The 17,407-nt window shown below is 56.1% G+C and carries 16 protein-coding genes; 7 read left to right on the top strand and 9 right to left on the bottom strand.

The genetic code is table 11. From position 1 onward, the window contains the following. Nucleotides 1-29 precede the first annotated feature (29 nt). Nucleotides 30-263, bottom strand: a complete 234-nt coding sequence (locus ACYVHX_RS10295; protein WP_460671540.1) for a hypothetical protein — start codon at nucleotides 261-263, stop codon at nucleotides 30-32. A 264-nt stretch (nucleotides 264-527) separates the two neighbouring features. On the opposite strand from ACYVHX_RS10295, the gene ACYVHX_RS10290 reads away from it, so the two are divergent. Then, complete coding sequence (locus ACYVHX_RS10290; RefSeq protein WP_460671539.1) at nucleotides 528-1,313, top strand: alpha/beta hydrolase; 786 nt, start codon at nucleotides 528-530, stop codon at nucleotides 1,311-1,313. Between the two features lie 61 nt (nucleotides 1,314-1,374). On the opposite strand, the gene kbl is transcribed toward ACYVHX_RS10290, so the two are convergent. Beyond that, a complete protein-coding gene (gene kbl / locus ACYVHX_RS10285; RefSeq protein WP_460671538.1) occupies nucleotides 1,375-2,580 on the bottom strand; it encodes a glycine C-acetyltransferase in 1,206 nt (401 codons plus the stop codon). Nucleotides 2,581-2,584: 4 nt separating this feature from the next. Next, a complete protein-coding gene (locus ACYVHX_RS10280) occupies nucleotides 2,585-3,547 on the bottom strand; it encodes an NAD-dependent epimerase/dehydratase family protein (protein ID WP_460671537.1) in 963 nt (320 codons plus the stop codon). A gap of 195 nt (nucleotides 3,548-3,742) precedes the next feature. Here ACYVHX_RS10280 and ACYVHX_RS10275 point away from each other — a divergent pair, with 195 nt between their 5' ends. Next, entirely contained in the window at nucleotides 3,743-4,207 is a 465-nt protein-coding gene (locus ACYVHX_RS10275) for an Lrp/AsnC family transcriptional regulator (protein ID WP_460671536.1), read from the top strand. Here the strand turns inward: ACYVHX_RS10275 and ACYVHX_RS10270 are convergent. Further along, the gene (locus tag ACYVHX_RS10270) at nucleotides 4,201-4,818 is read right to left on the bottom strand and encodes a trimeric intracellular cation channel family protein (RefSeq protein ID WP_460671535.1); all 618 of its coding nucleotides are present in this window, start codon (nucleotides 4,816-4,818) and stop codon (nucleotides 4,201-4,203) included. The genes ACYVHX_RS10275 and ACYVHX_RS10270 overlap by 7 nt on opposite strands. 27 nt (nucleotides 4,819-4,845) lie before the next feature. Between ACYVHX_RS10270 and ACYVHX_RS10265 the strand changes: the two genes are divergently transcribed. Next, entirely contained in the window at nucleotides 4,846-6,081 is a 1,236-nt protein-coding gene (locus ACYVHX_RS10265) for a sialidase family protein (protein WP_460671534.1), read from the top strand. A gap of 18 nt (nucleotides 6,082-6,099) precedes the next feature. Here the strand turns inward: ACYVHX_RS10265 and ACYVHX_RS10260 are convergent, their stop codons facing one another. The 5 genes from ACYVHX_RS10260 to ACYVHX_RS10240 form a co-directional block, all read right to left on the bottom strand. Further along, nucleotides 6,100-7,566, bottom strand: a complete 1,467-nt coding sequence (locus ACYVHX_RS10260; RefSeq protein WP_460671533.1) for a glycoside hydrolase family 28 protein — start codon at nucleotides 7,564-7,566, stop codon at nucleotides 6,100-6,102. Nucleotides 7,567-7,595: 29 nt separating this feature from the next. Then, nucleotides 7,596-8,567, bottom strand: a complete 972-nt coding sequence (locus ACYVHX_RS10255; RefSeq protein WP_460671532.1) for a nitrilase family protein — start codon at nucleotides 8,565-8,567, stop codon at nucleotides 7,596-7,598. Nucleotides 8,568-8,637: 70 nt separating this feature from the next. After that, entirely contained in the window at nucleotides 8,638-10,659 is a 2,022-nt protein-coding gene (locus tag ACYVHX_RS10250; RefSeq protein WP_460671531.1) for an SUMF1/EgtB/PvdO family nonheme iron enzyme, read from the bottom strand. 113 nt (nucleotides 10,660-10,772) lie between these two features. Then, the gene (locus ACYVHX_RS10245; protein WP_460671530.1) at nucleotides 10,773-11,738 is read right to left on the bottom strand and encodes a dihydrodipicolinate synthase family protein; all 966 of its coding nucleotides are present in this window, start codon (nucleotides 11,736-11,738) and stop codon (nucleotides 10,773-10,775) included. Nucleotides 11,739-11,884: 146 nt separating this feature from the next. Further along, nucleotides 11,885-13,474 (bottom strand): sodium:solute symporter family protein, encoded by a 1,590-nt coding sequence (locus ACYVHX_RS10240; protein WP_460671529.1) that lies wholly within the window; start codon nucleotides 13,472-13,474, stop codon nucleotides 11,885-11,887. Nucleotides 13,475-13,678: 204 nt separating this feature from the next. Between ACYVHX_RS10240 and ACYVHX_RS10235 the strand changes: the two genes are divergently transcribed. The 4 genes from ACYVHX_RS10235 to ACYVHX_RS10220 all read left to right on the top strand — a co-directional run bounded on the left by ACYVHX_RS10235 (nucleotide 13,679) and on the right by ACYVHX_RS10220 (nucleotide 17,404). Next, nucleotides 13,679-14,542: an AraC family transcriptional regulator gene (locus ACYVHX_RS10235; protein ID WP_460671528.1), complete on the top strand. Its 864-nt coding sequence runs from the start codon at nucleotides 13,679-13,681 to the stop codon at nucleotides 14,540-14,542. Nucleotides 14,543-14,730: 188 nt separating this feature from the next. After that, complete coding sequence (locus ACYVHX_RS10230) at nucleotides 14,731-16,110, top strand: DUF3748 domain-containing protein (RefSeq protein WP_460671527.1); 1,380 nt, start codon at nucleotides 14,731-14,733, stop codon at nucleotides 16,108-16,110. 153 nt (nucleotides 16,111-16,263) lie between these two features. Next, complete coding sequence (locus ACYVHX_RS10225) at nucleotides 16,264-17,040, top strand: SDR family oxidoreductase (protein WP_460671526.1); 777 nt, start codon at nucleotides 16,264-16,266, stop codon at nucleotides 17,038-17,040. A gap of 19 nt (nucleotides 17,041-17,059) precedes the next feature. After that, the gene (locus ACYVHX_RS10220) at nucleotides 17,060-17,404 is read left to right on the top strand and encodes a hypothetical protein (RefSeq protein WP_460671525.1); all 345 of its coding nucleotides are present in this window, start codon (nucleotides 17,060-17,062) and stop codon (nucleotides 17,402-17,404) included. Nucleotides 17,405-17,407: the final 3 nt, after the last annotated feature.

The raw sequence follows: 17,407 nt of genomic DNA, 5'->3' as shown, positions 1-17,407 counted from the left end.
AACGACGGACGCCTTACCGGTTTCCGACTTTAATACTTAGAAACGGTAGTTTCCGGCATCAAATGGGGCGTTTTGGCCGCTGACGGTGCGGTCTCCGTGTTCGGAATCACCTGATAGTTTTCGTCTACCAGGACCGCAGCCTGAACATAACCGGCACACACCCCAAGACCGGCCGCAATCAGTGCGCAGATGACACTCAGAATACCGCTGGTTACGACCGAAACCAGAACGAGCGTAAAAGCCAGTGCGGCTAAAGCAAGCATGTATTTTCTCATGATTCAGTACCAGTACGGATGGGTGATCAAAACCGGTGCTTCGAACAATCAGCCGGTTTACATAGTATTGGACGAAGGCAATTGCAGCAAGTCACTTATTCCGGAAAAACTTTATAATTACGCCCGAGAAATTTTTCAGTTGCTCCGGCTTTTTTAACCCAGGTTAAAAGTATTGATCGTCCTTGTGCGGACCTTTGTCTTGTTCAAATCACTGAACGACAGACCAAAACACAACGTCTAAACGATACGATCATGAAAGCCAATACCACAAAAACCCTCCTCTTCGTCACTGGAGCCTTTGTCGCTAACAGCAGCTGGAAAGCATGGCAGGCCTACTTTGAAAGCAAGGGATATAAAACGCTCGCTCCGGCCTGGCCCTACAAAAACGGAACGGCCGCCGAACTTCGTAACCGCCAGCCGAACGACACCGATCTGGCCGCGCTGACCCTAACCGAACTCGTCGATCACTACGCGAACATTGCCAAAAAATTAGCCGAAAAACCGATTATTGTCGGCCATTCGCTGGGCGGGCTTATCACCCAGATTCTGATCAACCGGGGTCTGGGCGTAGCCGGGGTTGCCATCCACCCGGTTCCCCCGCAAGGCGTTTTTCCGTACGAATTTTCGTTTCTGAAAGCGGGCTGGAAAGCGTTGGGCCTGTTTACCTCGCTGAAGAAAACCTACCTGATGTCGTTTGCCGACTGGCAGTATGCGTTCGTGAACAACATGCCGCTGGACGAGCAGAAAAAAGCCTACGAAGAAAACACGATTCCGGAATCAAAAACCGTCGCCCGGGGTGGGCTGACCAGCGCGGCTAATGTGGATTTTGCCAAACCGCACGCTCCGTTGCTCATCACTTCCGGTGAAATCGACAACATCATTCCGGCCCACCTGAATCACCGGAACTATAAAGCGTATCAACCAAACGGTTCGGTGCTCGATTACAAGGAATTTCCGGGACGCAACCACTTCGTGCTGGGCCAACCGACCTGGCAAGAAGACGCGGATTATATTCTGGAATGGCTCAGCAAGCACTGAACTGATCCAGCAAAAAAGCCGTCCAGAATTGTTCTGGACGGCTTTTTTGCTGGATTGGTAACTAGGCAACCGGCTGTTCGGCGGAAAGGACGCCCAGCTCGCGGCCGATTTTGGTGAAGGCAGCCACGGCTTTCTCCAGATGTTCCGGTTCGTGGCCCGCCGAAATCTGCACCCGAATCCGGGCTTTGCCCTTCGGAACCACCGGATAAAAGAAACCGATGACGTAAATGCCTTCTTCCAGCAACTTAGCCGCAAACGACTGGGCCAGCGGGGCGTCGTAGAGCATAATCGGCACAATCGGGTGTTCGCCCGGCAGAATGTCAAAACCGGCGGTTGTCATGGCTTCCCGGAAATACCGGGTGTTGGCTTCCAGCCTGTCGCGCAGTTCGGTCGACGACCCCAGAATTTCAAGCACTTTCAGCGACGCCCCCACAATGGCCGGAGCCAGTGTGTTTGAAAACAAATAGGGCCGTGAGCGTTGACGCAGCAGCTCGACAATTTCTTTCCGGGCTGCCGTAAAACCGCCCGACGCCCCGCCGAGCGCCTTGCCGTAGGTGCCGGTGATGATGTCAATCCGACCGAACACATTCCGGTATTCCGGGGTTCCGCGACCGGTTTTTCCCAGAAAACCGCTGGCGTGGCATTCGTCCACCATCACCATCGCGCCGTACTTGTCGGCCAGATCGCAGATTTTGTCGAGTTGGGCAATGGTGCCGTCCATCGAAAACGCACCGTCGGTCACGATCAGTTTCCGCCGATTGCCCTCCGCGGCTTTTAACTGCGCTTCCAGATCGGCCATGTCGTTGTGCTTGTACCGAAACCGCTTGGCCTTGCACAACCGAATGCCGTCGATGATCGAAGCGTGGTTGAGTTCGTCCGAAATAATGGCGTCTTCTTCGTTCAGCAGCGGCTCGAAAACCCCGCCGTTGGCATCGAACGCGGCCGCGTACAGAATGCAGTCTTCGGCCCCGACAAACTCGGCGGTTTTGCGTTCGAGTTCTTTATGAATGTCCTGCGTGCCGCAAATAAACCGCACCGACGACAGGCCAAAACCGTGGCTGTCGAGCGTCTGGTGAGCCGCTTCGATCACCGCCGGATGCGACGACAGGCCGAGGTAATTGTTGGCGCAAAAATTCAGGACCTCCCGACCGCCGTGAATCGCAATGACCGACGATTGGGGCGAAATAATAATCCGTTCGGATTTATACAAACCGGCTTCCCGAATCGAGTCGAGTTCCTGCTGAAGTTCTTCTTTGATGCCGTACATACCGTTAATGGGTTGGAACAAGGGTGTGATAAACGTTCGAAAGCTGGGCGATCATTTCCTGCGTCATGCGGGAGAGATCATAGTCCGGTTGCCAGCCCCAATCCTGACGGGCCACCGAATCGTCGATGGTTCTGGGCCAGGAGTCGGCAATGGCCTGCCGAAAATCCGGTTGATACCGAACCCTAAAACCGGGAAAGTACGTCTGAATCGAAGCGGTCAGTTCAGCGGGCGTAAAACTCATGCCCGCCAGGTTGTACGACGTTCGGACACCGATGCGGTTTTCGGCGGCTTCCATCAGTTCCAGCGTTGCCCGGAGCGCGTCGTCCATGTACATCATCGGCAGCAGCGTATCCTCGGCCAGAAAGCATTCGTACGGTTGCCCCTGAACGGCCGCGTGGAAAATCGCGACGGCGTAATCGGTGGTGCCGCCCCCCGGCATCGACTGGTAGCTGATCAGCCCCGGATACCGCAGCGAGCGCACATCCAGCCCGTAGCGTTTGTGGTAATACAGCGACCAGTTTTCGGCGGCTACCTTGCTGATGCCGTAAACCGTGGCCGGGTCGAGCGAAGCGGTCTGGGGCGTTTCAAATTTGGGCGCGTGTTCGCCAAAAGCCGCAATCGAACTCGGAATAAACACCTTCCGAATGCGATGGATCCGGCTTACTTCCAGCACGTTGAGCAGCGTCTGCATGTTCAGATTCCAGGCACCCAGCGGGTCTGATTCACCTTTGGCCGACAGCACGGCGGCCAGGTGATAAATCTGCGTGATCCGGTACCGTTGCACCAGCTCGGCCAGCGCGTCGGCTTTGGTGGCATCCAGAATCTCAAAAATCCCCTGCTCCTGATCCGGCCGGCGCAAATCCGCACCAATCACCGAATTCAAGCCATACAGAGCCTGAAGCCGGGGCAGCAGGGCTGTTCCGATCTGGCCGTTGGCGCCGATCACTAAAATGGTCTCGCGCTTCATTTTTTTAGTCGGTTGAAGTATGAAACGTAACAACGCTGGTCCTCGAATTGTTTTTATGGTACAAAGGTACTTATGCCGGCTATTTTTGGCTATTTATTCAATAAATCCGCTAATATTGCTGCAGTAAAAGCTGTTAGCAGACAAAATCACTGAATTAGCGAAATTCATACAGCTTTCCGTAGAAAAATTTTCGGCATGGAACAACTCGATGAAATTGACAAGAAGTTGCTGCGGCTTTTGCAGGCCGATGCAAAGCTGACTACGAAGGAGTTAGCGGCTCAGTTGGGCCTGACGCTCTCGCCGGTTTACGAACGCATCAAGCGACTCGAAAGCCTGGGATTTATCAAGCAGTACGTGGCGGTTTTGGACAAAAACCTGCTGGGCCAGCCGATCACGGCCTTCTGTCAGGTGTCGATGCGCTACCACGATAAGGCGTTCATCGATAAGTTTGAGGAGGAAATCAAGAAGCTCGAAGAGGTGCAGGAATGTTACCACATGGCCGGTCAGGTGGATTTTCTGCTGAAAATTCACGTCAGCAGCCTCGACGGTTACCACAATTTTGTAAAATACAAACTCTCTGAAATTGAGAACATTGGCATCCTGAACAGCACCTTCGTCCTGAAAGAAATCAAGCACAACCTGGGCTACGTCATTCACTGACCATCAATGCGCGGCAACGACCAGCCGTTGCGGATCGCCAGCAGCCGAATGAACGTAATGGCTCCGGCAGAGATCAGGAAATTGAGGGTTGGATCCAGCCCCAGCGCCCGCCCGGTCAGGTAAACGACGGCTCCGGCCAGACAGGCTGTGGCATACACCTGCCGGTCGAAAATCAGGGGCAGGTCATTCACCAGCGTGTCGCGCAAAACGCCCCCGAACAGCGCCGACATCAGGCCGAGCAGAATGGCAGCCCAGCCGTTGACGTCCAGACCCAGGGCTTTCTGCATACCCAGAATGGTGTAAATCCCGATGCCGAGTGTATCGAACACCAGCAGCGCCCGGCGCAGTTTGCCGAGCCACCACCGACGCCCCAAAACCGCCACGCTGACGCTGCCCAGAATCACGATCAGGTAATTCGGGTCACGGATCCAGGCGATGGGATACGCACCCATGATGATGTCGCGCAGGGTGCCGCCCCCGACGGCCGTCAGAAAACCGATGAAAAAGATGCCGAACAAATCGTGGTACATCTTTTTGCTCAGGGCCGACAACGCCCCCGAAATGGCAAACACGCTGGTGCCGATTAAGTCGATGAGATACCAACTGCTCATGGTTCAAAGGAAACACATTTTCAGCAGATGAACCGAAATTTGTCTAGTTTCGCGAATTCCTACTCGTTCCTGATCCTGCTCATGCTCCGGTTTTTACGCCAATCCCTCGGTCTGGTCACTGCGCTGGTCCTCTCATCCGCCGGGATGGTTTTGCCGCCAGTCGCGCCCGAAGAAACAACGGTTTTTCGGAACGGTGACGCGGGTTATCTATGTTACCGGATTCCGGCCATCGTGAAAGCACCGGACGGCTCGCTGCTGGCCTTTGCGGAAGGCCGGAAGAAAGATTGCGACGACTTTGGCGATATCGATCTGGTGCTCCGGGTCAGCACCGACAACGGCCGGACCTGGGGACCGCTGCGGGTGGTGGCCGACAACGGAACGTTTCAGGCCGGAAATCCCGCGCCGGTTTTCGACCTGACGGACCCGGCTTTTCGGCGCGGACGGCTTTTTTTGATTTACAACACCGGCATCACGTCGGAGAACAAGGTTCGGAACGGGGAGGCCGTGCGGGAAGTCTGGTACAAAACCAGCGCCGACAATGGCCAGACCTGGTCGGATTCCGTGAACATCACCACGCAGGTTTCCCGCCCGAACAAACCCGCCGTTAACCCGGCCTATGCGTTTGCGGACGACTGGCGATCGTACGCCAACACCCCGGGCCACGCGCTGCAACTGCAAAAAGGGCGCTACCGGGGCCGGCTTTTTGTACCCGCCAACCATTCCGCCGGACCACCGCAACCGCAGTTTCGCGATTACCGGGCACACGGTTTTTACTCCGACGATCACGGAAAAAGCTGGAAACTAACGCCCAGCATCGCCTATCCCGGCAGCAACGAAAGTACGGCCGTGGAAACCGCCGACGGAAACCTGCTGATGAACAGCCGCAACCAGTCGGGCGACGTGAAAAACCGCCTGCTGTCGTGGTCGAAAACCGGCGGAGAAAGCTGGGAGCCGGTGCGGGTGGCCCCGGATTTGCCCGACCCGGTTTGCCAGGGCAGTATGATCGCTTACCGGCCCCGGCGCGGGAAAGCGGTGCTGCTGTTCTCGAATCCCAACAGCCAGAAGAGCCGCGAGAATCTGACCGTCAGAATCAGCCCGGATGAGGGCCAAAGCTGGTCGGCGGGCCAAACGATTTACGGCGGTTCGTCGGCCTATTCCGATCTGGTCATTCAGCAAAACGGCGACATCGGTCTGCTGTACGAAAAAGATAAATACACCCAAATTGTCTACAGCCGGTTTTCGTACGACTGGCTGGTGAAGTGACCAGACCGGTTTTCTGGTTTATTTACCCGGCAAGGTCACACCGCTCGACTGGCTGGCAAAAACCGGCGGTTTTTTCTTGTCCGGATCGTGGATGGTCATGGGCGTCAAAACCGCCTGCTTCACGTCGTCGAGGACCACGGCGGGCCGGTAATCTTTTTTCAAACAGGTCAACCGCACGTTCTCAAACCGGATGTTCTGGGCGTGGCGCAGGTAAAAACCCCAGGCTGGCAACTCGCCGAACATCGAAAAATCCGGGTAGGCTTCCGGTTTTTCGGGGACTTTGTGGAGGGCGTTGAGGGGCACGTTGGCAAACTGGGTGGTGCCCCCGCCCGGTTGTATGATCTCGACGTTGCGGAGCGTCACGTTGTTGACGAAAGCGTCCGGCATACCGACAATCGAGGAGGGCGAAATGTTGCGGGGCATGTCTTCAATCGGTCCTTCGTATTCATACCCGGCATCGGCCTTGGTCGCGGGCACCTCGACCCGGATGTTGGTCAGCCGGACGTTTTCCAGCCGGCCTTTCTTACCCTTCACCCGCTCGCCGATGCGCAGAAAAATCGCATTCCCGGTATTGAGGGCCTGCAGGCTGTCAATTTCCACATTTTCGATAAAACCGCCGTCGACGGCTTCCAGCGCAATGGCCGAGCGGTAGGTGTCGTACACCTTGATCTGGTGCATTTTGACGTTTCGAAAACCGCCGTAGCTGGCCGTTCCGAATTTGATGGCGTTGGCGCTGGACCGGATCGTGCAGTTGCGGACGTAAATATTCTGGCAAACCTTCGTGGCATCGTGCGATTTCAGGCAAATGCCGTCGTCGTCCGAATCAATAAACGAATTGGTCACGCTGACGCTGTCACTGTCCACCAGGTCAATGCCGTCGTTGTTCCAGTAGGCTTTGCTATCGACCGTGATGCCGTCCAGCTGCACGTTTTTGCACTGCTCGTAAATCTGAACCCAGCTGGCCGAATTTCGCAAGGTAACGCCCTGAATTTTAACGCGCTGGTTGCCCCGGAAATAAATCAAAACCGCCCGGGCCTCGGCTTCCGGCCGGTCGTAGCGAAACAGATCCTTGACCAGCCCCTTCTGGATGACGTTGACGACATTACGGGCCAGATACCGCCCCTGGCCGTCGATGACGCCCTTGCCCGTAATGCCGATATTCTGCTGATTTTCGGCAAACACCAGCGCCGTCCAGATGTGCCGGTCGTAATCGAACGGGTTCAGCGAACCGAGCAACACGGCCCCTTCTTCCAGGTGGATGGTTACGTTGGATTTCAGATGCACCGAACCGGTCAGATACCGGCCCACGTAAAACACCAGCCGACCCCCGCCGTTCTGGTGAATGTGGTCGATGGCGTACTGGATGGAGCGGGTGTTGAGCGTGGCGCCGTCCGAATAAATACCAAACAACGAAGCCGGGTAATCTTTGGCCTGTAAGCTGACGCTGGCCCAGCCAATGAGCAGGAGCATTTGCAGAAAACGCATAAAAAACGGGTTTAGGAGCGGAATACGGTTTATTGCTGGGCTGCTGAGCCGGTTTCGGGATTCAGCCAGACCACGTTCTGTTCGGACTGGTGCGGCTGTCCGATGATCTCGCGGTACAAATCGGGTCGGCGGGCTTTTTTGTAGCGAAAACCGCCCGCCCTGGTCAGTTTGTCGGGCGTACAGGTGGCAATGGCAAGGTCGTTGCCCAGATTCCGGCATTCGGCCAGCACGTCCCCAAACGGATCGACAATCATGGAACAGCCGTTTTTGAGCTGATCGTCGTCCATGCCAATCGGGTTGGAGAAGACCACGTAAATCCCGTTGTCGTACGCGCGGGCGGGCAGCCACTTCATGAGCCAGGCCCGGCCTTTCAGGCCGTCAAATTCGAGTCGCAGCGACGTCGGGTCGGCTTCCCGGTTTTCCCAAAGCGCCGGGTCGACAAAACCGGCTCCGGGCCGGGTCGAGGGCGTACACATCGTGACGTGCGGCATAAAAATAAGGTCGGCCCCCAGCAGCGTCGTGGCCCGGACATTTTCGATCACGTTGTTGTCGTAGCAGATCAGAATGCCGCACTTCCAGCCTTTGATCTCAAACACCACGTACTGATCGCCCGGCAGCAGGTGCGGGTTGATGAACGGATGCAGCTTGCGGTACTTGGCAATCAACCCGTTTTCGCCGACGCAGACCTGCGCCTTGAAAAGCCGGTCCTGCTCGTCTTTTTCAAACAGCCCCGCCAGAATCACAAGACGGTTTTCGCGGGCAATATCGGTCAGCGTCCGGATGCTGTCCCCTTCCGGAATGCGTTCGGCCAGCGCCAGCATCTGCTCCCGCGACAGGTGCCGGGCGTGGGTGTAGCCGGGAATGGAGCATTCGTGAAAAGCAACCACATCAGCGCCCTGTTCGGAAGCTTTGGCGGCCAGTTGACGAATGATTGCAAGGTTGCGGTTTTTGTCGCCGTTGTGGTGTTCAAACTGGGCGGTAGCAATGCGTAGCGGTTCCATGTCGTAAAATTAGGAACAAAATGCGGTTCCACTAGGGCATAAAGCGCCAATTGTTTCGCGCGTGTTGGCTTTATTGTTTTGCCGCTTCCACCGCCATTTTCTGTTGCAGCCACGCCAGGTTAAACCGGTAATGAATGCTGCTGCTGATCAGGTGAATCAGGTTGTCGGGGGTTTGCGTCAGGGCCAGGTAACCGCGCGGTTCGGCGTGGGTGGCATCCATTTCAAACGCGCCGGTCCAGGCCCCGCCGTTGAGGTAGCGGTAGTTGCCATCAGTCAGCAATTTTTTGACCGGCCAGGTTTTGCCTTCGTCGAACGACAGGGCCGCGTACATCCCGTACCCTTTGAATGACTTGCCGCTGGCGTCGGTAAACAGCATCCCTTTCTTCGCTTCGTCGGGTTCTTCGGGGTGGTGCGTAAAGCCGATCAACAGGATCGCGCCTTCGTTCAGGCGGTGTAGAATCAGCCGCTGCCCACCCCCAATCGGCGGAAATCCGGAGGGCGAATACGTCCAGGTTTTCCCCATGTCCTGCGATTGGCTCATCGGCATTCGGAGCACACCCTCGGCGTTGGAAAGGTTATCGCTGCGACCGAACGCCAGCAGACTGCCGTCTTTCAACTGCGTCACGCCCGCGTGAATCCCGGCAATCAGCCCACCCGACGCGCCGTTTTTGTACGCCGGTTTCTGGGGATCGCTCGACGCAGCCGCCCAGGTTTTGCCACCATCCCGGCTGACGTGCACCGCCGAACCGCCCGACGAACTGGGGTCGGCGTCGCAGGTCTGCACCAGCCAGCCTTCTTTCGTCTGAAACATCCCGGCAATGACCTGATGCCGTTTTTCGTGCTCGGGCGCCACCAGTTTCGGGGACGACCAGCTCGCGCCGTTGTCGCGGCTGGTCCGTAACGCCATCGCCAGATTCTGCCAGTCACCGCCCGCTTCGACGCCGTTCATGTGGTAAAGGGTGCCGTTGCCGTCGTGGAAAATCGAACTGCCCGTCATGTTGCGATCCGGCACTTTGAAAAACTCCGTGGGCAATTCCCAGCGCGGCTGCCCGGCCCGCAACCGGCTGGCCACCACCGTCATCTCCCGCCCGGCTTCTTTTTCCGTCGAGAACCAGATTGCCATCAGGTCGCCGTTGGGCATCCAGGTGATGGCGGGCTGGTGATTGTGCGAATAAAACGGCGTTTCGGCCTTGCAATCCGGTTTGTTGACGTAACGAATCGGTTCCAGAAAAACCGGTTTCGGGGCCGCGACGGTTTTCCAGGAAGCCGGTTTTTGCGAAACGTTCTGCGCGTGGGTTTTCGGCGGCAGGGCGGGCAGGGGCTGCGAGGTCGGTTTTTCGGCCTGCACCACCCGGAAACCGACCAGCCAGGTCTTGTCTTCGGGAATCATGCCCAGCCGGTTGGTGGTACGCAGGTACTGCACCGGCGTTCCGTGGCTGCCTCCGCGCGTGACGCGAAAGGAGCCGGAGGCCCGGCCCACCGGATCGCGCTGCTCGGCGGCAGCGTAGGGGCCATACCAGTCGGCGCACCACTCTTCGACGTTGCCGTGCATATCCTGGAGACCGAAGGCGTTGGCGGGCGTTTGGGCCACTTTCAGCGAAACGGCAACCGGGGTGCGGTCCGTTTTCTGGCTTTTCTGGTAGCTTGCGGGCAAAAAACGGCCCGTCGAAAAGGGCGTGACCGTTCCGGCGTGGCAGGCATATTCCCATTCGGCTTCGGTCGGCAGCCGGTACGGTTTGCCTTCTTTTTTACTGAGCCAGTCGCAGAAAGCCACGGCTTCGGCGTAGCTCACGAACACCACGGCTTCGGCGTCGTCGTTTGAAAAACCGGCTTTCCCGCGCAATTTCCGGTGTTCCGGATCAAAGGCTTCGTACTGCGCATTGGTTACTTCCGTTACCGCCATCCGAAACGGTTTGGAAATTGTGACGCGGTGCACCGGCGCTTCGTCGTAATCTTCGCCTTCGCCCTCCGAGCCCTGATAAAACCGGCCGGCCGGAACCGTCGCGAGTTTCATGCCCAGCGAGTTGGTTTCCTGCGCGAAGGCGGTTGTAGTTCCTAACGCGGAAAACAAGAGCCAAAAAGTGTATTTCATAGCGTGATTGAGAAGAAACAGGAACGCGGATGACGCGGACTGGACGGATCAAAACGGATGTGAATCCGCGTCAATCGGTTCGATCCGCGTCATCCGCGTTCCTGTTGGTTTGTTTATTCGATCAATTTCCCGACCTGAACCGACTCGATGCCCAGTTCCGTCTGAAGCTGGCTGGCGGTTTCGACCAGGGCGTCCATTTCCTGTTGCAACTCGTCGGTCAGTGTGCCAACCTCCCGGCGGGTGTAGAGCGAAATCGGTAAACCGCGTTTTTGCAGGGTGTATTTAGCAATGGTCGGATACGCCGAATGTACCAGGTCCATGCAATCGACGAAAAACTGCTGGACGCGGTCGATGTCCGGCTGTTTTTCCGCCTTGTTGACGTTGTTGCAAAGCCAGACGATCAGCTCCGGAAACTCATTGCCCTGGATGCACGACAAACCGGCGGCTCCGGCCCGCAGCGACGAGACGGCATTGACCATGTAGGCGTCATACAGGCCAAACTGAAAACCGGCTCCGGCAGCGATCCGGCGGGCTACTTCAGCCTCGTCCAGACAAGTGTCTTTGTGGTAAATCAGGCGACCGGTCGGTAGCAGATCGTTCAGGATTTCGACGTTGATCAGGCGTTTGTAAGGAACCGGGCATTCGTAAAAACCGAGCGGAATGTCGTCCGTCCGGTCAATCAGCTCGTGCATCCGTTCCAGAAAAACCGCATCGGATTCGTCTTCGCCGGCTATCAGGCTGGTGATGACAATAACGGCCTGAATACCGGTTTGATATATACGCTTGACAAAATCGGCCTGCTGCGCAATGGGTCCGCCGAAGGTGCCCGTCGCCACAACCGGCACGCGCCCCGCCGTCTGTTCCACCACAAACCGGGTGACTTCCAGGCGTTCCTCTTCCGTCAGCTCGTACATTTCGCTGGACAGACAGGTGGCAAACAGGCCCGCGGCCCCGGTTTCCAGGTAAAAATCGACCAACTGAGCCAGCGCCGGGTAATCGACGGCACCGGTTTCCTGAAAAGGAGTAAGCATGACGGGAATAAAACCCTGGGGCAATGATCCGACGGTAGAGGAAGGCATGGTAAAGAGCGTTTAAAGGAAATTGTTAGGGTGTTTCGCAGCGTTGAACGGAGGTAAGAAGAGTCAAGCGGAGCTTCTGCTTAACTCTTCACTTCTCCGCTCAACTCCGCGAAATAGCTTAAGGGTTTAGGAATAAAAGAAAAGGGTTAGGGTTGAGCAATCGTCTTGGGTTTAGGAATAATCGTATTTTTCTTACCGCGAAGTCGGGTAAACAGCAGCCCGACCAGGAAAATCGTCAGCGTACCGACCACCATAATCATATTTTGATGAAACGGATTGCGGAGTGCCGCGTACTCGTCGGGAATCTGGGGCGAAAACGTCATCCAGACAATCACCAGCAAGCCAATCACCGTGGCCATCCAGGCTTCCGTATTGCGGGTTTGTTTGGAAATCATACCCAGCAGGAACAGGCCGAGCATCCCACCCGCAAAAATACCGGATAGCATCCACCAGATGTCGAGGACGCTCTTGACGCCAATCATCGCAATGCCGGTAATCATGCCCAGCAAGCCAAAAACCGTAGTAGCAACGTACAACAGCCGCAGCGCCTGCCCGTCCGACAGATTGGATTTGAGGTAGCGCTGGTAAATATCGACCGAGAAAACCGTAGCCGATGCGTTCATGCTGGAACTGATGGTGCTCATGGCCGCCGACAGAATGGCCGCGACGATCAGCCCGACCAGCCCCGCCGGAACCTTGTTCACCATAAAATGCGGCATTACTTTGTCGCCAAATTCGGCGGGGGTCAGGGTGTTGGCCAGTTGCCGAATCGCTTCCGGACTGCCGTTGGGCAGCCGTTCGCCGGCGACCTGCATCCGGACGGCCGCCAGCATATCCGGGTTGCTTTCGTAATACGCGTACAGGCACGAGCCGAGAACGAAGAAGATGAGTGAAACCGGCACGTAGAGGTACACGCACAGCCAGATCGAGCGCGTGGCTTCCTTGATCGAGGTGGTGGTGTGATACCGCTGCACGTAGTTCTGATCCATCCCGAAGTTGTTCAGGTTCATGAAAAAACCGTACAGCAACACCACCCAAAAGGTCGATTGGGTGAAGTTGGGCGCAAAACTACCCAGACTGAACTTATCGTCCGCTTTGCCAATTTCGACGATTTTGTCAATTCCGCCCGGCATGCCGTCCACCACCAGATACAGGATGATCAACGCTCCGGCGGTTTTGATGACGCCCTGCACCACTTCCGTCCAGATGACGGCTTCCATGCCGCCCATGACGGTGTACAGAATGATGCAAATCCCGACGACGATCATGATCGTCGCCATCGGGTAGCCCGTCAGCGCCTGCAAACTCAGGGCGATGCCGAAGAAAATAGAGCCCATGCGGGCCAGTTGCGTCAGGAGAAAACACACCACGGCGTAGGTTCGGGCCCAGGGTCCGAACCGGTGTTCCAGGTGCGTGTAGGCCGATACTTCGCCGGTCGTGCGGTAGAACGGCACAAAATACCGCGCGGCCACCCAGGCCGACAGCGGCATGGCGAGGCTGAAAACAAACGAGTTCCAGTTGCTGCCGAAGGCCTTGCCCGGTACGCCCAGAAAGGTGTTGCTGCTGAGGAAGGTCGCGTAGATGGACATGCCGATGGCCCAGCCCGGAATCTTGCCCGACGCCTTCGTAAACTGGTCGGCACTCTTGTTGTTCCGCGAAAAATACACCCCGACGGCCACCATCCCGATCAGGTAAGCCAAAATAACCAGTAAATCGATAACGGGCAGGTTTTTCATCTATCGGGTTACGGTAATTTATGAGAATTATTTTTTAGCCTTGAGCGAAAATAGCGGCTTCTTGCTTAGCTTGCAAACGCAATTTTATGACTGCGCGACTAATAAATTTAATTTTACTGGCAAAAGTAGTCATTAAAGGAGTTGATGCTTTGTTTAGATTTTCCCAATCATTGTACGAATTTAGCATAATCAAGTTGGTCGCGAATGAAGGCCCATTTTCATAAAGTACCGGTCAATGCCCAGGATGCGTTCAGTGTTCGGCACGACCGGAAACCCAATTTTGGCAACCTCTGGCACTACCACCCGGAGCTGGAGTTGCACTACGTTATTCGGGGTGAGGGCGTTCGGTTTATTGGTGATAACGTCAGCAATTTTTCGGCGGGGGAAATCCTGCTGGTGGGCGAAAACCTGCCGCACACCTGGCGGTGTAACGACGCTTATTTTCAGGACAATTCGACGGTGCAGGTGGAGGCCATTCTGATGCAGTTCCGGCCCGACTGCCTGGGCCGCGATTTTCTGAACCTGGCCGAAACTCAGCCCGTCCGGCGGCTTTACGAACGGGCTTCGCGGGGCTTACTGATCAAAGGCGAAACCGGCGAAAAAATAGCATCGCTGCTCTACAGCGTGGTGGAAGCCCGCCCGCTGCAACGCCTGATCATTCTGCTGTCGATTCTGGAAATCCTGTCACAATCCGATGAGTTGGAGACCATTACGTCGGAGCAGGCGTTTTACCAGTCGAACGAACTGGAAACCGTGCGGCTCAACAAAGTGTGCAGTTATACACTGTCGAACTACGCGAAGGAAATCACGCTGGAGGAAGTGGCGTCCGTTGCCAATCTGAGTGTGACCTCCTTCTGCCGGTATTTTAAAATGATGACGCACAAAACGTACCATGAGTTTCTGACCGAAGTCCGGATCAGTCACGCGTGCCGGGCGCTGGTCGAAAACAAGCTGAGTGCGGAGGTGATCTGTTTCGACAGCGGTTTTAACAACCTGTCAAATTTTTACCGGCATTTCAAGCGCGTCAAGGGTCTGACCCCTCTCGAATACAAACGAAATTATTTGTAGTGCCGGGTTTAGGTTTTCAGTATTCGGTAGCTGACGCACGGAAATACCGGTTGCAACCGTGACGGCGGATCGGTCGGTGCCAGACAGGGTCGGGATTCCAATAATGCCAGCCGCGCCAGTCACCGTAAACTGAAAACCGTAACCGAATCCTGAAAACTGTAACCCGAATACCGTAAACCGAAACCCCCATGAACGCCCGAATTGGCTGGCTCATCCTTACGGCAGGTCTGCAAGCCTGCGCGCCCAAACCCCACCTGACGATGAATTTTACCGAAAAGCAACTCACGTTCGACGCCAAAGGGCACACCATTCACAATGCCCAGGCGTTTTCACCCACCGACGAATGGCTGGTTTACGACACCCGCAATGTGGACACCGGCATCGGCAGCACGGGCTCGATTGAGATGGTGAACGTCAAAACCGGCGAAACCAGGGTGTTGTACCAGACCGAAAACCAGACCGAATTTGGCCCCGGCGTGGGCGCGGTTACGTTTTCGCCGACCCAAAACCGGGTGTTATTTATTCACGGCGTCCGGAACGCCAATCAAGAAAAACCGTACGGTTTTGCCCGGCGCACGGGCGTGGCCATCGATACCGACCAGCCCGGCAAACCGATTTTTCTGGATGCCCGCGACGTGACGCCCCCGTTTACACCGGGCGCTTTGCGGGGGGGCACCCACGCCCACGGCTGGAGCGCCGACGGCCAGTGGATTAGCTTCACCTACAATGATTACCTGCTCGATCAGTTGAGCAAAACCAATCCGGCCATCCAGGACCTGCGCGTGGTGGGGGTGATGGCACCGCTTAAAAAAGTGGCCGTTTCCGACGATGGTTCGCGGGAAAACAATGCCGGGGCGTTGTTTTCGGTGGTGGTCACCCGCGTTACGGAATCGCCAAAACCGGGTAGCGACGAGATTGATAAAGCGTTTGATGAAGGCTGGCTGGGTACGGACGGATACCGGAAACCGGACGGTAGCTGGCAGAAGCGCGCACTGGCGTTTCAGGGCAATGTGCGGAACAAGGCCGGAAAAACCGTGGCCGAAATTTTCGTGGCCGACCTGCCCGACGACCTGACGCAAGCCACCGAGGGTCAGCCGCTGGAAGGCACCGAAAGCAGTCGGCCCAATCCGCCGAAAGGTGTTCAGCAACGCCGGATCACGTTTACGGAGCACGGCGCGGAAGGGCCCCGGCACTGGCTGCGGACCACCCCCGACGGCTCGCTCATCGGTTTTCTGGCGAAAGACCCTTCGGGAACGGTTCAGCTTTTTGGCGTCTCGCCCAACGGCGGTCCCATTCGGCAACTCACAAAACAACCGTTTTCGATTCAAACCACCTTCAACTTCAGCCCGGATGGCAAGTGGGTGGCCTATGCCGCCGACAACAGCGCGTTCATCAGCGAAGTAGCCACCGGCGAATTCCGGCGGTTAACGCCCCGCTCGTCGGACGGCGAGCAGCCCCGCAACGGCATCGTCTGGTCCAACCAAGGCGACCAGATTGCCTACAACCGGTACGTCACCACGGAGAAAGGGCGGTTTTTGCAGCTGTTTGTGCTGCGGGACGGAAAGTAGAGAGGGACTCGCCGGGAGCACTGATTGGGTGGTAAAATCGGCAACCGGTCTGGTTCCAGCCGACATCGTCCCTTTCCACTACAACATAGCGACTTTTGGCTACATCGGTCTACTGATGGTGCACGAACTTTGCATCAACAAAAATCAGCACCGATGAATTTACAAAACAACACCATCTTGGTTACGGGCGGAACGGGCGGTTTCGGCTTCGAGTTTGCCGCTAAATTGCTGGCCCTGGGCAACACGGTCATCATCACCGGCCGGAATGCGCAAACGCTTCAGGCAGTCAAAAGCAAGCTCCCGGCGGTTCATACCATCCAGAGCGATGTCAGCAACGCGGATGACATCATTAGTCTGTACAACCGGGTTACGCGGGAATTTCCCGATCTTAACATCCTCATCAACAATGCCGGAGAAATGCGCAAGATCAGCCTCCACCAGCCCTACGAGCTGACGGACATTACCCGCGAAATTGAAATCAACCTGATGGGACCGATCCGCATGGTGCAACAATTTCTGCCGCACCTGAAAACGAAAACCCGGGCGGTTATTCTCAATGTGACGTCGGGCATTGCCCTGATGCCTTTCCCCATTTCGCCCATTTACAGCGCGAGCAAAGCGGGGCTTCGTTCGTACACCCAGGCGTTGCGGGTGCAATTAAAAAAAACCGATATTAAGGTCATGGAGCTGGTGGCGCCGGGTTCTTCGACCCCGCTCAACGACAAGTTTAAGCACGAAGATGGGTTTAGTACGAGGCTGTTAATGGCGCCTGATAAAATAGTGGATGCCGCCATCAGAGGGATGCAGAAAAACCGGGACGAAGTATACCCCGGCATAGCCCAGGTGATGCGGGTGATGAGTAGAATCGTTCCTAAATTCCTGATTGCGCAATCAGGTAAAATGGGCGCGTCAACGATGTACGGAAAGTAATTTTAAACCCCTGAACAAAATGAAAATCCTCAGCATCGTTCTCCTGCTCCTGTCCGCCTGCCTGAGTCTCAAACACGGCTGGGACGCTTTTCAGCCCGCCAATGCCGACCAGACCAAAATGATGGCGGACCTAGGAATCACCAAAACCGCCATGCCGTTTGTGGGTGTGTTTTCAATCGTTGTTGGGTTGCTGCTGCTGTTTCCGCAGACCTTTTTCCTGGGCAACGTCCTGAATGCCATCACCATTGTGCTGATCATGGCGCTGTCGCTACAGGCCGGAAACGTCAAAATGGCGCTGATCGAAATACCGTTTCTGGCGCTGCCGCTGGTCTTAGTTTGGTTGAAACATCCGTTAAACCCGTAAGTT

Source organism: Larkinella ripae, from assembly GCF_054780775.1.
This window is presented reverse-complemented; position numbering and strand designations above follow the sequence as displayed.

What these genes read in the sequence shown, in the direction of transcription:
- ACYVHX_RS10240 (WP_460671529.1), bottom strand. Translation starts at nt 13,474, where the DNA reads ATGAAAAACCTGCCCGTTATCGATTTACTGGTTATTTTGGCTTACCTG.
- ACYVHX_RS10225 (WP_460671526.1), top strand. Translation starts at nt 16,264, where the DNA reads ATGAATTTACAAAACAACACCATCTTGGTTACGGGCGGAACGGGCGGT.
- ACYVHX_RS10230 (WP_460671527.1), top strand. Translation starts at nt 14,731, where the DNA reads ATGAACGCCCGAATTGGCTGGCTCATCCTTACGGCAGGTCTGCAAGCC.
- ACYVHX_RS10250 (WP_460671531.1), bottom strand. Translation starts at nt 10,659, where the DNA reads ATGAAATACACTTTTTGGCTCTTGTTTTCCGCGTTAGGAACTACAACC.
- ACYVHX_RS10235 (WP_460671528.1), top strand. Translation starts at nt 13,679, where the DNA reads ATGAAGGCCCATTTTCATAAAGTACCGGTCAATGCCCAGGATGCGTTC.
- kbl (WP_460671538.1), bottom strand. Translation starts at nt 2,580, where the DNA reads ATGTACGGCATCAAAGAAGAACTTCAGCAGGAACTCGACTCGATTCGG.
- ACYVHX_RS10255 (WP_460671532.1), bottom strand. Translation starts at nt 8,567, where the DNA reads ATGGAACCGCTACGCATTGCTACCGCCCAGTTTGAACACCACAACGGC.
- ACYVHX_RS10260 (WP_460671533.1), bottom strand. Translation starts at nt 7,566, where the DNA reads ATGCGTTTTCTGCAAATGCTCCTGCTCATTGGCTGGGCCAGCGTCAGC.
- ACYVHX_RS10270 (WP_460671535.1), bottom strand. Translation starts at nt 4,818, where the DNA reads ATGAGCAGTTGGTATCTCATCGACTTAATCGGCACCAGCGTGTTTGCC.
- ACYVHX_RS10220 (WP_460671525.1), top strand. Translation starts at nt 17,060, where the DNA reads ATGAAAATCCTCAGCATCGTTCTCCTGCTCCTGTCCGCCTGCCTGAGT.
- ACYVHX_RS10265 (WP_460671534.1), top strand. Translation starts at nt 4,846, where the DNA reads ATGAACCGAAATTTGTCTAGTTTCGCGAATTCCTACTCGTTCCTGATC.
- ACYVHX_RS10295 (WP_460671540.1), bottom strand. Translation starts at nt 263, where the DNA reads ATGCTTGCTTTAGCCGCACTGGCTTTTACGCTCGTTCTGGTTTCGGTC.
- ACYVHX_RS10245 (WP_460671530.1), bottom strand. Translation starts at nt 11,738, where the DNA reads ATGCCTTCCTCTACCGTCGGATCATTGCCCCAGGGTTTTATTCCCGTC.
- ACYVHX_RS10280 (WP_460671537.1), bottom strand. Translation starts at nt 3,547, where the DNA reads ATGAAGCGCGAGACCATTTTAGTGATCGGCGCCAACGGCCAGATCGGA.
- ACYVHX_RS10290 (WP_460671539.1), top strand. Translation starts at nt 528, where the DNA reads ATGAAAGCCAATACCACAAAAACCCTCCTCTTCGTCACTGGAGCCTTT.
- ACYVHX_RS10275 (WP_460671536.1), top strand. Translation starts at nt 3,743, where the DNA reads ATGGAACAACTCGATGAAATTGACAAGAAGTTGCTGCGGCTTTTGCAG.